Origin of the sequence: Paenibacillus sp. JJ1722, from assembly GCF_048282685.1 — a bacterium.
Taxonomy (GTDB): Bacteria; Bacillota; Bacilli; order Paenibacillales; family Paenibacillaceae; genus Paenibacillus; species Paenibacillus polymyxa_B.
Genome location: NZ_CP182500.1, coordinates 3,339,842 through 3,353,177, shown reverse-complemented (window position 1 = coordinate 3,353,177; position 13,336 = coordinate 3,339,842). Strand labels below are relative to the sequence as shown.

14 protein-coding genes and 2 pseudogenes are annotated in these 13,336 nt (G+C 37.8%); 11 read left to right on the top strand and 5 right to left on the bottom strand.

The genetic code is table 11. The annotated features are described in order from the left end of the window. Positions 1-21: 21 nt before the first annotated feature. Positions 22-927: a DMT family transporter gene (locus ACM1ND_RS14730; protein ID WP_340858472.1), complete on the bottom strand. Its 906-nt coding sequence runs from the start codon at positions 925-927 to the stop codon at positions 22-24. Positions 928-1,594: 667 nt separating this feature from the next. Here ACM1ND_RS14730 and ACM1ND_RS14725 point away from each other — a divergent pair. From ACM1ND_RS14725 to ACM1ND_RS14700, 6 genes and pseudogenes are all read left to right on the top strand, one after another. Beyond that, positions 1,595-1,741 (top strand): PTS transporter subunit EIIB, encoded by a 147-nt coding sequence (locus ACM1ND_RS14725; protein WP_143109556.1) that lies wholly within the window; start codon positions 1,595-1,597, stop codon positions 1,739-1,741. Between the two features lie 70 nt (positions 1,742-1,811). Continuing rightward, the gene (locus ACM1ND_RS14720) at positions 1,812-2,276 is read left to right on the top strand and encodes a PTS glucose transporter subunit IIA (protein WP_341062412.1); all 465 of its coding nucleotides are present in this window, start codon (positions 1,812-1,814) and stop codon (positions 2,274-2,276) included. A 21-nt stretch (positions 2,277-2,297) separates the two neighbouring features. Next, positions 2,298-3,402 (top strand): annotated as a pseudogene (locus tag ACM1ND_RS14715) (family 1 glycosylhydrolase). A gap of 404 nt (positions 3,403-3,806) precedes the next feature. Beyond that, positions 3,807-4,289, top strand: coding sequence for a hypothetical protein (locus ACM1ND_RS14710; RefSeq protein WP_028541738.1), 483 nt, complete (start codon positions 3,807-3,809; stop codon positions 4,287-4,289). 274 nt (positions 4,290-4,563) lie between these two features. Further along, positions 4,564-5,031, top strand: a complete 468-nt coding sequence (locus tag ACM1ND_RS14705) for a Kelch repeat-containing protein (RefSeq protein ID WP_028541737.1) — start codon at positions 4,564-4,566, stop codon at positions 5,029-5,031. After that, positions 4,937-5,860, top strand: a complete 924-nt coding sequence (locus ACM1ND_RS14700; protein ID WP_081376905.1) for a Kelch repeat-containing protein — start codon at positions 4,937-4,939, stop codon at positions 5,858-5,860. Before ACM1ND_RS14705 ends, ACM1ND_RS14700 begins: the two co-directional genes overlap by 95 nt. Before the next feature lie 57 nt (positions 5,861-5,917). Here ACM1ND_RS14700 and ACM1ND_RS14695 read toward each other — a convergent pair whose 3' ends face one another. Continuing rightward, on the bottom strand, positions 5,918-6,250 hold the full coding sequence (locus ACM1ND_RS14695) for a hypothetical protein (RefSeq protein WP_023989013.1): 333 nt from the start codon (positions 6,248-6,250) through the stop codon (positions 5,918-5,920). Positions 6,251-7,179: 929 nt separating this feature from the next. Between ACM1ND_RS14695 and ACM1ND_RS14690 the strand changes: the two are divergent. The 5 genes and pseudogenes from ACM1ND_RS14690 (at position 7,180) to ACM1ND_RS14670 (ending at position 10,900) form a co-directional block, all read left to right on the top strand. Then, positions 7,180-7,381, top strand: a pseudogene (locus ACM1ND_RS14690) (YolD-like family protein). 154 nt (positions 7,382-7,535) lie between these two features. Continuing rightward, positions 7,536-8,678 carry a hypothetical protein gene (locus ACM1ND_RS14685; RefSeq protein ID WP_418026200.1) on the top strand — a complete coding sequence of 381 codons (1,143 nt, stop codon included), beginning with the start codon at positions 7,536-7,538 and terminating at the stop codon, positions 8,676-8,678. Positions 8,679-8,690: 12 nt separating this feature from the next. Continuing rightward, a complete protein-coding gene (locus ACM1ND_RS14680; protein WP_181016554.1) occupies positions 8,691-9,074 on the top strand; it encodes a hypothetical protein in 384 nt (127 codons plus the stop codon). Positions 9,075-9,572: 498 nt separating this feature from the next. Next, the gene (locus ACM1ND_RS14675) at positions 9,573-9,842 is read left to right on the top strand and encodes a CPCC family cysteine-rich protein (RefSeq protein ID WP_023989009.1); all 270 of its coding nucleotides are present in this window, start codon (positions 9,573-9,575) and stop codon (positions 9,840-9,842) included. Between the two features lie 950 nt (positions 9,843-10,792). Continuing rightward, the gene (locus ACM1ND_RS14670; protein ID WP_023989007.1) at positions 10,793-10,900 is read left to right on the top strand and encodes a hypothetical protein; all 108 of its coding nucleotides are present in this window, start codon (positions 10,793-10,795) and stop codon (positions 10,898-10,900) included. Between the two features lie 856 nt (positions 10,901-11,756). Here ACM1ND_RS14670 and ACM1ND_RS14665 read toward each other — a convergent pair. From ACM1ND_RS14665 to ACM1ND_RS14655, 3 genes are all read right to left on the bottom strand, one after another. Next, on the bottom strand, positions 11,757-12,248 hold the full coding sequence (locus tag ACM1ND_RS14665) for a PLAT/LH2 domain-containing protein (RefSeq protein ID WP_418026199.1): 492 nt from the start codon (positions 12,246-12,248) through the stop codon (positions 11,757-11,759). A gap of 695 nt (positions 12,249-12,943) precedes the next feature. Further along, on the bottom strand, positions 12,944-13,084 hold the full coding sequence (locus ACM1ND_RS14660; protein WP_167348633.1) for a hypothetical protein: 141 nt from the start codon (positions 13,082-13,084) through the stop codon (positions 12,944-12,946). 40 nt (positions 13,085-13,124) lie between these two features. After that, entirely contained in the window at positions 13,125-13,289 is a 165-nt protein-coding gene (locus ACM1ND_RS14655) for a hypothetical protein (protein WP_013310546.1), read from the bottom strand. Positions 13,290-13,336: the final 47 nt, after the last annotated feature.

Sequence of the window (13,336 nt, the reverse complement as noted above, 5' to 3'; positions counted from 1 at the left end):
ATTAAAATTATAGATATCTTGTTATGCTGTGTTCTTCTTCACTAAAGTCTGTGGTTTTGATCCTCTGTGTCTTATGTTGCTAAATGCGATGCCACATAAAATGATGATAACACCGATCCATTGAGACCAGCCTACAAATTCTCCTAATACAAGAGAAGACATAATAACGGCCATGGGTAATTCAGATGCAGTCATAATTGTACCCATTCCTGACCCAATATGTGGCATACCTATGGAGTACAAAAGCGGAGGCAGCACAACTCCGAACACCCCGAGGACTAATCCAAAAGGACTCAATCCTGCCAGCACATCGAGGTTAAATAAGAAGGTTGGCGGAAATACCACAAAAACAGTAATAACAGCTCCGGTTGAAAGAAGGGCGCTTTTCAGTGTGGGCGAAGTTTCTTTCGCAACAGCACCACTGAGGAAAACAAATAAAGCGAATGTTGAAGCAGCCAATAGCCCCCAAATCGTTCCTTGCCACGAGAGTGAGAGATCACCTTGAGAAAAAATGTTTGCCGCCAAAACCGAGCCGATGAGCAGTATTCCAATCGAGATAAGTTTACCCCTGGTTGGTTTTTTCTTCTGGAGAACCCATTCGTATAGTGTCCCAATCCAAACAAACTGAAATAAAAGGACGATAGCTAGGGAAGCATTTATGGTCTGTAGCGATTGATAATAAAACATACCTGTCAGTCCAAATGGAATTCCGGATAGAAGGAGTTTTGTAACCTGCTTGTACGTAAGGTTTTTCTTTTTTACAAAAATTACAAACATCCAACTCAAAACTGCACCAAAGAAATACTGCACACCAGTTACCTCTGGTGTTGAAAAACCAGCGCTATATGCCAGTTTAACAAATGTGGAAAGTATGCCGTAACAACAACCTCCCAAGAAAACAATAACTGCATAATGCCACAACTTCATGAACAATCCTCCTTTTTTGAATACAAAAAAGCCACACAAATGCGTAAAGGCATTCGTGTGGCGAAAATAGAGATGACTCTCTAGAAAAATCCACATCCATCGGGTTTTAGTATTTCGTTCATTTCGGTATCAGTATAAAAGCAAAGGTTTGTTCTTGTCAATAATCTGATTCGGAGAGAATCAGGATGAAATCTAAAGTAGGTCAAAGCGACAGTAACAGTTAAATACAAAGTAATGTGATTAAATAGCAATCAAGCCCAAATTATTTTTTAAATATTTGGGCCAAAATTACTTCATATATGAAATGTAAGAATGTTCATGTGAATTCCTCTCTACAAGTTAAATTCCAGAGAAAAAAACCTTGCATTTTCAAAAAAGAGTGTTTTATTATTGTCCGCAAAGGGAGCTTGTACATCAACTGGATTGTGACTGTTCAATCAGGCAATACCATTTCTGGCCAGAAAAGACGTACTTTCAGCTAACTTTCACAAAATTTGAGGCCTGTGACAAATCGGAAATCGCTAACACAGCCTTACAGGATTTAACCGTCGCAGGGCAAAACCTGGATCGCTAAACTTCCAGCATGGTGATGTTGCCTAAGATCTATGCACGGGGCAGCTATTCAGTTATTTTGATGCAAAGTCACAGCCAGAGAGGAAGAGTATTCATGAACTATGACCAGTTGGCCAAGGAGATTTTGTCTCGAGTTGGCGGTATTGAAAGCGTTACCAGCATTGTTCATTGTGTAACACGATTGCGCTTTCAATTGAAGGACGAAGGATTGTCCAAAACGGAATGGCTGCGACAGGAATGATTAAAGGATTCAATGAACTGTTTTTGTCTTTCGGTTGGATTACTGAAACATCTGGGACGTATCAATTGTCTTGATCTACTTCATTGGTTTTAAAGATCCAACAGAAACAATGTCAACAAATATGGGCGACAAACAAGAACCCATTCCCAACATAAGTCAATTGAATGACCAACCATTTGAAATTGTTAGTCCGATGACCGGTACTGTTGTTAGACTCCAAGATATTAAAGACGAGACTTTTGCAGGGGAACATATGGGTAAAGGAATAGCCATCCGCCCCACGAATGAACGTGTCGTTTCCCCAGTGAACGGCATTGTACAAACGATTTACCGTACTAAACATGCCATTGGTCTCATTAGTGATGACGGGGTAGAAATACTCATTCATATCGGACAAGATACGGTTCAGTTAAAAGGTCAGCATTTCAATGCATTTGTTAAGGATGGTGATCGTGTTCAGGTCGGTGATGTCATTGTAGGGACCAAAAATGACATGGTTAATGAAAAAGAACATTTAATCAAAGTATATGTATAAAAAATAGGGAGGTACGTGGAAATGTTTAATGAAATCACTAAATTCCCGGATAATTTTCTGTGGGGTGGAGCTACAGCTGCGAATCAAATTGAGGGAGCTTACCTGGCTGATGGTAAGGGACTGACGACCATTGATTTGATGCCGACGGGGCCCAAACGTAATCAGGTTTCGACTGGCAACTTAAATTCATTTGTACCCGAGGAAGGCGAGTTTTATCCTTCACATGAAGCTATCGATTTTTATCATCGTTATAAAGAGGATATCGCGCTTTTTGCTGAAATGGGTTTCAAATCATTTCGAATGTCGATCTCCTGGGCCCGTATCTTTCCCAATGGTGACGATATAACTCCAAATGAAGCAGGATTGCAATTTTACGATGACGTGTTTGATGAACTTCTGAAGTACAATATTGAGCCTGTCGTTACGATTTGTCACTTTGATTTACCCGTGAACTTGGCGAAAACGTATGGCGGCTGGAAAAACCGAATCATGATTAAACTATTTGAAAAATACTCTAAAACACTGTTTGAACGCTATAAAAATAAAGTGAAATACTGGATGACATTCAATGAAATTAATATGTTATTGCATCTTCCTTATACAGGAGCGGGCATTATTTTTGAAGAAGGCGAGGACAAACAACAAGTTCTGTATCAAGCAGCGCATCATGAACTGGTTGCAAGTGCACTAGCAGTCAAGGCTTGTCATGAAATTATTCCTAACGCCATGATGGGATGTATGTTGGCGGCTGGAAATGTGTATCCATACAGTAGCAATCCGGAAGATTACTGGGAAGTAATGAATCGTTGAGAACGGACTTGGTGCGCAAGATACTCTTATGGACAACGATACCATTGAAGACGATTACCGCATCTCGTATTTGGATCTTCACTTTGCAGAGATTGCTGAAGCAATAAAAGATGGGGTTGATATTATAGGGTACACAAGTTGGGGGCCGATTGATCTTGTGAGTAACGGTACCGGCGAAATGAAGAAGCGGTATGGTTACATCTATGTGGACAAAAACAATGACGGTTCTGGCACGCTTAGAAGAATTAGAAAGAAAAGTTTTCATTGGTACAAAGACGTCATTGCGAGTAATGGAACAAAGTACTTTCAGAAATAATCACTTTATCTGTAATGGACCGCATAATCTTAAATTTTTGAAACTGCTGCAAATTGAAAGGGCATCAGACACTGATGCCCTTTTCTTTAGTTAGGGTGAAAAATATTGTTTATTGAATTTTTTTGTATATATCACCAAGTTTAGTGGCTTTGGTGTAATACAACCGTTGGGTGAGGATTTGATAGATATTGTGGACTACGGGCGCAGTTGGAGAAGATTACACCGGAGTTAATTAAGATTAACGGATCTTATTTCTTTCGTGAGCAGTTTGAATTTAGAGTGGACGCGAAAAAGGAGACTTAATCAAATGTGTATTTTTCATGTCAGACAAAGCTCCCCTTACTTTGACAGTCATTAAGCTGTATGTTTATTAATGAGTATTAAAAGAAGGAGAGGACAAAAAAATGAGAATGAAATTAGGAAGGAAAGCTACTTTATGTTTTTCCACAATCGCTCTCTTGTTTTCAGTTATTGCTCCGTTGTCAGCTTCTGCAGATGCAGCAACTGTAACGCTTGACACTTACAAAAATTTCACAAATCAAGAAATAGTTTTATCACAATCAGTAATATTTAAAGATGACACGGCATATACAGATGTATCAGTTACAGGGAAAAGAGTGAAATTTTCAATTAATGGTTTGGAAAATCCTTTTAATGCTAATTATTATAATCGTTTGGTCTGGACAAGTGATGAAAATACACCGAGTATAGAAAATACGTTATCAGTAAAAATTGCACCAAAAACAGGGAGTCTTTACGGTTCCAGTAGCTATGAGAACCTTTCTCTGATAAAACAAAAGATCAACTCTGATTCAAAAGTATATGGATGGATTCAATTAGAATCAAAAGAGTGGGCTAAAGCAGGATCAGCTATAATTAAATATTAAAAAATCCTTAACGTTTGAGGTAAGTGAATGCTCAAATAAAACAGAAATCTCTGCTAACCACAACTGGTCGGCAGAGATTTTTCGTTGACCAGTTTGAATTAGAGTAGATGTGAAAGGCTCAACCAGGTACTGGCTGAGTCTTTTTTATACCCAATAAAAAATAAATATGAAAATATTTAGATTATATTTAAAGATCAGCAAGTTTATGTTTAGACAGGTTTTTAAGAATGATTTATATTGGTAATAGTTCAATATATTGCTAGGAAGAGATCGAGTGATAAGTAAAATTAAAGCATTATGGAGCATTTTAATTGTAGTGATAGTGTTCTTGAATATGTCAGCTTTAGAGGTAAAAGCAGAAGCTGTAAGCGATGAATGGTCGATTAAAACGACTATAGAAAATCCTAAGGCGGTAAGTGCTGTTTCTGAATTGAATGGCAAGATATATATTTTCGGTGGTTCTTCAGGATCAAACCCATATAAGGATGTTCAAATTTATGAGCCGAAAAATAATATATGGGCCTCAGGAAGTAGCATGCCTACGGCTCGTTCTACAGCAACTTCCGTTGTTTATGGAAATGATATTTATGTTATTGGTGGCTATACAGGTAATGCCTTTAGCTGGACAGGAGGCTCCTCAGTAAATAATGTTGAAGTTTACAATACCCAGACAGATACATGGAGTGTTAGGAAAGCTATGCCGCAGGCTGGCTTTAGGTTCGTTGACAAGTGTTTTGTATAAGGGAAAGATTTATGTGTTTGGTGGGATGACAACAAATACGCGTTCAGTTGCTACTGTCCAAGTATATGATCCGGCTTCCGACAGCTGGTCAACGAAGAAACCTATGCCGAATACACTTCATGGTTCCTCTGCAGTTGTACATAAGGACAAAATCTATCTTGTAGCAGGTAGACATATTGATAATAATTCAAATGTCTCACTAAACACATTTCTTGAATGTGATCCCGATAACGATAACTGGTCAACTAAACCCAATCTTTTGACAGCACGTGGAGGGGCCCAAGCTGTCATTTATTCCAATAAAATATTTGCTATTGCTGGAAAAACTGAAGCAGGTGGACGTAGTTATGAACTTAATACAGTAGAATCCTTTGATTTTGAACAGAATAACTGGTCTCCTGAGGCTAGCTTAAAGCAAGCCAGAAGTGGGGCAGGGGCTATAACATTAGGTGGACAAATTTACGTTATTGGAGGAAGTCAGAGTACATTGGCAAATTCTCCGGTTAATACTATAGAGATATTCGGGAAGATTGACGGTTCCACACCTGAGCCGGCACCAACTCCCGAACCAACTGATCCATCTCTACCAACTGGGGACCGTGCAATTCTGGTGGTTACTATGATAACTGGTTTGGAAAAGGAGTTTGACCTAAGCATGAAAGAGGTCAATGACTTTATCTCATGGTATGAGGGCAAGCAGGCTGGTTCTGGATCGGCTTCATACGCCATTAATAAACACGATAATAATAAAGGTCCATTCAGCAGCCGAAAGGATTACATGCTATATGATCGTATCCTAACATTTGAAGTAAGTGAATATTCTAAATAAATTTAAAAGCTCTGCTAACCTTAATTGGTCGGTAGAGCTTTTAACTGTTCACGCCTCTTATAATGTATCAAGGTATTCTTTCTGGGATTTGATATAATCTTCCACACCATCATGATAGGTAAATCTACCGCCATTTTTATCAATAATCCAGTTGATCTTCTCGTCATTTAACAAGACTCCATACATGCAGTGATGAAGCAGTTCAATTTGTTTTTCATCCCTAATTCGGATCAAGTGTTTTTCTTGTTCGTCAATGAGGTACCATTTCGTTTCTGTTTCATCTACATCTAGATCTACATCCGCATCCACATACAGAATTGATACCGACAAGGGGAATGGCCAGTCAAACCAATGTTCTCGCTTGTCTTCTCTATAACCTTCAAATGCCATGGTTATTTCCTCCTACTTGGATAATTTCCTGATTAGTTAAATGTAACTAACGTGCTGCGATTGTACGCTTTATTGAACACTGTTTTTTTGGAACTCGCAGCTATCCTCAGCCTTTGGCATCTTGGCACCAATGGGGTGAATGACTTGCCGTTTGAGGTTGGCACGAACTGCGATACGTCTGTTTAGGCTGGGTTAATGGGGGGGAGGTCCGAACTTTATTGTAAATCCCTCATTTGCTCAATTTGTAAAGGCAATGCTGGTTCAAGGGAGAATTTTCGGCAGTAGCCCCTTTTGACATTGGACGAGTAGGCTTTTAGGAATACACACATTAAATTTACTGCTGTTCTTGTCTTATCCTATTGGCTCAGGAATATCGCCCCCATATTCTTTCCATGGCTTTACGTGCGCCATCGTAAACTTCTGCAAAAGTTTAGTGTAACTTTGGCAACCGTCTATTCCGCTATTGTTGCATAATAGTTGTGTCCGCTTTCGTCGTTCATTGTTCTGATCTGTATAGTATACGGAAACGCTGGGTAACAAAGAAGTTGAACGCTTTGTTACCTGATATCGAACGCTACTCCAATACTCTACAATAATTCTGCTGAGCGAAGACGGGTGCCCAACATGATGGAACTGGAGATAAAGACAGGTAGCAGTGTAGTGGACATAAAGGCGCGCGGTTGCTGGCTTTGGGAAGAAGGGGACAACAAGAGCGATATGCGCTCTATATTGTAATCATAGAGGGCTGGGATGGTGACCAAAAGATCATTACATTTTCCTCGTCTGGAAATAGGCATTATACGGTATTAAACCTCCAATGATCGGGAGTTTATTTTTTGTACTCAGAATATAATTTGTGCATAACACATCAGGAGGCTACATACATGTCAAAAAGACTCGAAGGTAATGGATTATGGGAAAGCAGCTGAATCTTCATACTGGAACATAAGGAAGCGTATCTAAAGCTCATGAAAGGCCGTCAACGGCGCGGCAAGCCAGAGTTGGATGATCAGGAAGTGCAGCTAATCGAGCAAGCGCTAATAGATTCCTACAACTCACGTACGGCTGTCACGCGGTGAGGATGATTTTAGCTGGATTAAGTTGGAGGATATTATTTCTGCAAGTACATAAAAGGCCCTAGGTAACCGGGTCTTTTTTACGTCTTTTACCAAGTTAAAAATATGTTTACTATTTATTTTTTTTTCGTATATATTAATATTTGGAAATTATTTTTCATAAATTTTTCCTGCAAAAATAGATTAAATTAATAGAGGAGATTATCTCAATGAGCATTTCATTAAGAATAGAACGCAAATCCGGTGGTGAACCAATCGAGTTTATAAAAGGTGAGATCACTGGCTTTACTTATAAGAATAATAGTTCCATAAACCTTTCAGCTAAGTCTACAAACTTGGCTCATTCGCTACATATTCGAAGCAAAATTCCGCTTCATTCGCTTCCTTCAGTTATATACAATGCGGATAATTCCAACATGCTGTACACATGGGCAAACGCAGAATATAAACCTGATAGTGAGGACGACTATCGAAAATGTAACATCCAAGTCGTGAGAAATGAAAACGCGATCCGTGATATTACGTTTACACACGCTTATGTAGATAAGTATCAAGAACAGATTGATACCAGCAAAGAGATTCTTGAGTTTGAACTTGTTTTAAAACAAAAAGAAGATCAATTGGGAAAAATTCAGTACACTCCTCAGTTAGAACCTAAGGAAACAAGAGAACAGGATCAGCCTGATGTCTCGCAAAAAGTACTGGAAGACGCATACAGTAAGAATATGTTAGTGTATGCAGGAAATAATACTTTTCCGTTTGAAAATCCTCTGGTAGAACTAGAAAAGACTTGGGTGCGAGGCGTAGAGAAGGTAAAAGATTCGACAGACACTGTAATACATTATCCTGATCGTAAAGCATTTACATTAGTAGCTGTTCCTATAGCTCGAAAGAAGTACGGAGACATCACAGCCAATTTACTTCAGCATTCACTTGATTACAAACCAGGACATTTACACTTTAACGAGTGGTCATATGAGGCGCAGCAAGTTAAAAAATCTAAAGAGCACATCGCAATAGTTAATGCCGCAGTCAAAAAAGCTAATGCTAATAAAGTTAAAAGTTTTTCATATAATGGATCTGAGGGATTAGAAAGTGATAGAGATTTATATAATGCTTTTCACAACATGTATTATAAAATAAATGGAAATTACGTTAACGGGCAATGGAAAATTACTACAATATATTATGATATATATAATTTCGAGTATAATTTTAAACAAATGTTTACTGGGCACAACAAACTCGGTTGGGCTGCGGCCAATCTAACAAATTTAATGGAATCATGGGAAACGCTCAAAGAGTATACATCTTATGTTACAGTAACTGATACAAGAAAAGCTTGGAAGTGAGGTGTGAATTGGATGAAGCACAGATACATCTTTATCTTGATAGCTATACTAGTTACAACTACTACTCTAATTTTCCTGGTGAATTCTGGGGATAATACGAAGTATAAATACCCATCAGGCAAAGATACCGTAGAATATTTTGGTGACGGGACTTTTCAAATTTTCAGAGGGGGGCCACACGACCCTTTAATACTTTATAATCATCTTGCTGATCCACTGGAAAATGCTGTTGATAATATTGTGTCATATAAGATGAAAAAAAATATTGTGTATTTGATTGGTGAAAAAGGCTTCATTAAATTGGATTCAAGTACCAACACGTACGAGCAAAAGAAACGGATTTCCGACTTTACTTCCAAAGATAGAGAGATATTTAATAAATTAATGGAAAAATAGAAGTTATCATAAGCAAATGTGGTAGAAAGGGAGCTTTAATTTGTTCACTAAGGTTAAGTTAACATGCGCTTTAGTTGAGTAATTGTTATGTAAGTATTCTAAATTTATAAAGAATGGTTAACCACCAGTGGTGATTTTATGATTATTAAAATTGAAGGTTACTTTTTTCAAAATTTGATTACTGGTCACCAATGCACACAAGAAGAACTATATCAAAAGTATATACAAGCAAAAATGATAACTCTTAATATTAGAGATTTACCTGATATATTTTGTCGACTTCATAATTTTAATCGATTGCGTTTTGAAGATGACACAGAGGTTGGTTATGTGATTGATACAGATACAGACAGGATATACAGACCGATATATTGATGTTTAAAGCGATTTATCCGAAAGAGATCTTCCTATCTCCTTAAATTACAAGTAATGAAGGACTCACTTAACTGGCTAACGGAACAAAAAAATAGATACATAATAAGGAGAGGTCTTATAGCGGTGGGAAAATATACTTGTCCTTGCTGTGGTTACAAAACCTTAAACGATGAACCGCCTGGAACCTATGATATTTGTGAAATTTGTTTTTGGGAAGATGATGGTATTCAGTTTGCAGATCCTGATTATGATGGTGGGGCAAACATAGTATCTTTAAGACAGGGCCAGCAAAATTATAAAGTATTTGGCGCTTGCGAAGAAAAATGCATAGAGTTTGTGAGAAAAGCCTCAGATAAAGATATACGCGATACGAACTGGGAACCCTATAACTAACTGGAACGTTAGTTCAAAATTGAATTTCTATTAATTAAATAAGTCTCGGCACCTAGCTGGGACTTTTTTTTTTTACTTTATACTTGCCATCTAATGTTAAGAGGAATTTTCTTGAAGTTTTTGAAGGAGCAAATATAGATATGTGGGGTGGCACTGGAACGCGCCGAAGGGTTTAATCGATTAGCCAGGCAAAGAGTGGTACAAGGGCTTCTTCGGGGATTCCACCACAAATACGGCCTTTTTTATCGTTGGGGATAAGATCAAAGTAACAAGCCAAGGTACTTGGAACTGGACAGTACGTTTAATATCGTAAGGCGAGCAGCCTGACCTTACATAAATTCTTTTGAAATATCACCAAACCGTTGCATAATCCGAAAGAATGGGTGATACCCTACTGGCATGCGCTGACGGGATGTTTATTGTTTTGGAATATAGTAGAATTCATTAATTGAGTCTTGAGGAGTGAAAAATATATACTCGAAGCCATAACTCAATGCAATTAAATTGAATTAAGGCAGATATAAAGAAGGACTCTATCAGCTAAATGCTGTAGGAGTCCTTCTTGTTGTTCTTTAGTTGTGGCAATAGTAAAAGTTCTTCATCAGTGGCACCTTGCTGGATACGCTGGTAAAGTGTTTTTATTTTCCTAGAAGTCCATCCCATAAACAAGACCTCGCATAGCCTGTGGAGTAAACAAAGGAGGCGTTACGTGTGAGAGGAATAGAAAGAGGCTACGAAGAGACGGCCGGGAAGATTTGGACATCGATAGCTGCTGTCTTGGCACTCTTCATTTTGTTGGTAATCATCTTGAAATTAATTCTTTTATAAAGACTATTAGGCTCTACCGGTTTATCTGGGTGTGAGCCTTTGTTTTGTTTACCTGCATGCCCTATCACTGAACGTATTTATACATATATTAAGGTGAACGACAAATAAAGGAGGTTTAAGACATGGGTGCATATGAAGGTGCAGGTGGCGGCGGTGTATGGACTTCTACAGCGGCAATTTTAGTGCTCTTTATTCTCTTAGTTATCATCACTAAATCACTTTGGGTTTAATTCGTGAAAAGAACTGTTGGATAATACCACTTCACTCATGGATGGCAAATAGTTGAACTCAATGAGCGCATAAGCTATTTGGCAATAGCTACAGTATTCGCTTCTCTTTTGGCGAATACTTGGTGGATTTCCTGCCATAATAGATTTGCGCTTATTGTATTTTGTAAGAAGGGGAATGTTTCATTGAATGGGTACAATCCTTCCTAATACCTAAATTTAATCTCAGATAGGGCCTTATTAGTTTGCAACAATAACTGGTATGAGTCTTTTATTTGCGATAATACGCACGATACTTTGACACATCTTTCAGTATAGTATTTAGAAGATTTATTATACTTTGGAGGTATCCTATGATAAGAGAATTGGCTTGAGGGTTAATTGCTTTCACTGGCGGCTATTGGGGATGAGATTATTGTGAAAATACAAGAGAGTAATGTAACTGTTGATCATAAGTACAAAGTGGTAAAGTAGAATACCGAACTGTTCGCAGCTACGCTAAGTCAGGTAGATGGAAATAATAATCCAATATTCGAAAATGTACATGATCAACTTAAAAGTATTGAGACTAAAAGAGACATGCTAAATCGAAAAAATTAGGTGTTGTGATTTGATGCTTGAATTCTTTTTAAAGCTATAATTTTCTTAGTAGATTCAATATATTTTTCCAGCGGCCATTTCTTAGCTTTTGTTTATATAGCAAAATTACATAACATTTTTCCCATTAGTGAGTTTATTCTTAAAATTGATTCTTGAGATGGGATTATAATTACGGCGATACAATTTTAGTAGGATTATTCATCCAAAACTAAAAGACTCTATCCAAATATCGACAGAGTCTTTTGTATGAATATTTGTTTTAGGATGGAAAAAGTGTTTCGGAATCTGCGGAACCGCCGTCACCAAGCCAACGGTTAGGACCTGCAAATGAGAAAGTTTTCCCGTTTCCAGATATTTTGACATTAGCGATTTTCCAACCTGGTTTATACCCAGATCCATCAGTTCTAATAGTAATTTTTCTGATGTCACCTAGGTTACTAGTGCTGATTCTTGTTGTATCGGAATCTCCTTGTTCAAAGCTACCATTGAGTGTAGCGGTAGCATAATCTCCATTAGAACCATACAGAGTTATAGAGATGTTCGAGTCTGTTCCGGCATCTTTGAGATTGGCCGTATTTACAGTAACGACATATTCAACATTAGCAAAAGGCGTAACAGACTCTATACTTCTATTTGAGTCTTGTAATGAACTATAAGTGTCACTTGTGACCTGATCTGCAAAAGAAGGTGCAGCAAAAGCTACAGATGAGATAAGCATTGCTACTGATACTAGTAAAGATACTTTTTTCATTAAATTGTTACCACCTTTCTAGTATTTGTATTTAATGTTATACATGTGTAATGTATTTGTACATAGTTCATTGGTTGTGAAGAGAAATTTTTTTCTTGTCTTTGTTTGTTGTATTTTATCTTTATGTGTCGGATATTAGCTTTCTAAATAATCATGTAAGGGTATGATTATTTAGAGAAGGATTTTTAGCGCTTATCCAGAATGAATTGTCGAGTTGATCAACATGAATCATACATATGAAGTGTTGATCCAATATCGAATTGTTTTCAGCTGCATTAAGTCAGATAAGAGCATCTGTAGTCCAGCCGTTGAGTAGGATATGATGGAGTTTGTGGAATACGGTGGTGGGGAAGTGGGGCCTTATAAAGTTTTAAAATAAAAAATTGAGCAAACAATGCAGCAACGTACAAACCATGGACGGATATACAGCCGGAATACTTAAGTGAAAAAAGCTGAAGCAAGTTTGAGGGCTATAGGTGTGGTCAGTTGTACACAAAGTATTTGAGTCAAGAATGCTGCTGCTTTTGACTGGGTACCATTTCGCTTCTGTTTTAACCAGTGGAAGCATAGTTGAATATGTATGTTAAAAGGAAGGCAACTGAATTTAGCAGTTCTATGGGATTTAGGAGTTGGGTGTATCGTTTAACACAAAAAAAGCAGGAAGAATCCTTCCCGCTTTTGCTTGAAAACGATTATTAACGTCTGCGTTGTCTATCATTTACGCTAAACAGATTAACAGCCAGTGCGTTACCTCTTGCACGCGCAATGGCTCTTTGAGTGGAACGGATGTTTAATCTTCTTCTTCTTAAATCACGTTTGCAATGTCTTCTGCTCATAATATCACCTCCCTTCAAGAAATGAAGGTACGGTTAAATCTTAGTGGCGTTTATGCTTACGCTTGGAAATTTTGATATTCAAGGCATTGGTTGCTAGTGCATTTCCGCTTCCTGTTTTAGCAGCTGCGGCTTGAAAGACTTTAACGACCAGATATCTGTTTTTCCCGATGCGATGCTTATACGTTTTAACTCTATTTCTGATCATCTGCATATCTCCTTTGCTTAGTTCTGCTATATACATATGTCAATTGT